At 41.1% G+C, this 1,636-nt stretch carries 1 protein-coding gene; it reads left to right on the forward strand.

What is annotated here, in order from left to right; all coding sequences use genetic code 11:
• Positions 1-52 precede the first annotated feature (52 nt).
• Positions 53-1,599, forward strand: a protein-coding gene (locus tag P20480_RS06645; protein WP_086007399.1) for an IS3 family transposase whose coding sequence is annotated in 2 segments (ribosomal slippage) — positions 53-533 and positions 533-1,599 — 1,548 coding nt in all. Because the reading frame shifts where the segments join, the coding sequence is not laid out codon by codon here.
• Positions 1,600-1,636: the final 37 nt, after the last annotated feature.

Here is a 1,636-nt window from a genome sequence, read left to right on the forward strand (position 1 = left end):
CCCCCTGTGTCAGGATAGTTGTCGCCTCTAACATTTAGCAGAGGCAAATAAAATGAAACGTCAATTTACACAAGAGTTTAAAGTTCAAGCTGTTGAAAAAGCATTATCTCAATGTGATGATGTTCGCTTAGAAGATATTGCAGATGACTTAGGTGTCGGTTATTCAACGTTACAACGTTGGATAGCACTGGCAAAAAAGCATCAACTTGAAATACACCAGACGGGTAGCCAAATGACAGCAGAAAAACGACCACAAGACTGGAGTTTAGAAGAAAGACTCAACGCAGTAATTGAGTGTGGAAGTTTAGATGAAGCCGCCATAAATGAATACTGCCGTAATATAGGGCTTTATCCGCATCATATTCAGCAATGGAAGAAAGACTTAGTAACACCACCTTCAAATAAAACAGTAAAGTCAGACAGTAAACAGCTTAAGCAAGAAATAAAGCAACTGCAAAAAGAACTGAATCGCAAAGATAAGGCCTTAGCTGAAACTGCCGCTCTACTTGTACTCAAAAAAAAAGCGGATGCACTTTGGGGTTTCAACGAGGACGATTAACAACAGCGACTGAGCGACATGAATTAATAACGCTTATCACAAACGCACAGGCTTCAGGGGCAAGGAAAGAAAAGGCATGTGAGTTACTTGGACTGACACTAAGAACCGTTCAGCGGTGGATTGAAGCAGACGATATGACTGACAAACGGACGAGTACGAAAAAACAGCCGCCTAACCGTCTCACAGAGTTAGAGCGGCAGCGCATTATTAATACGGCTAATTCAGCCGAATATGGGCATTTACCGGCCAGTAAAATAGTCCCTAAGCTGCTTGATAAGGGCATATGGATAGCGTCTGAAAGTTCGTTTTATCGTGTCATGAAGGCACATAACTTATTAACGCATAGAGAAAAAGTAAAGCCAGCTAAGCCGATAAAAAAGCCAAGAGTATTGAAAGCAGTGCGTGCAAATGAAGTCTACACTTGGGATATCACCTATTTACCAACGAGCGTAAAAGGGCAATTTTTATACTTATATTTAGTGATGGACATTTTTAGTCGAAAGGTTGTTGGCTGGCAAGTTTACGACTCACAGTTAAGTGAATTAGCCGCAGATTTAATGAAGGATATTTGCAGTCGGGAGCAAATAAAGCGCGAGCAAGTTACGTTACACTCAGATAATGGCAGCCCAATGAAAGGCGCGACATTACTGGCAACATTACAGGAGTTAGGGATTGTGCCATCATTTAGTCGACCGTCAGTAAGTAATGACAATCCATACTCTGAGTCGTTATTTAAAACGTTAAAGTATCGCCCAGAATACCCAGAAAAGCCATTTGAAGATATAAGCGCAGCAAGAGAATGGGTAAGTGGGTTCGTTGATTGGTACAATAATGAGCACCTACACAGTGGTATAAAATTTGTGACGCCAAACCAACGTCATTCAGGTTTAGATAAAGAAATATTAGCTAAGCGTCAGCAGGTAAACGACGCAGCTAAATTGAATAACCCAAGCCGTTGGTCAGGGAAGTCACGAGACTGGTCAATGATAAATGAAGTAAATTTAAACCCTGAGAAAAAAGAAGAAATGCGGGCGGCATAAAATTTAACTTGAGGCGACAACTAACTTGAAAAACTCC

This window comes from Pseudoalteromonas sp. BSi20480, assembly GCF_000241365.1.
GTDB lineage: Bacteria > Pseudomonadota > Gammaproteobacteria > Enterobacterales > Alteromonadaceae > Pseudoalteromonas > Pseudoalteromonas marina.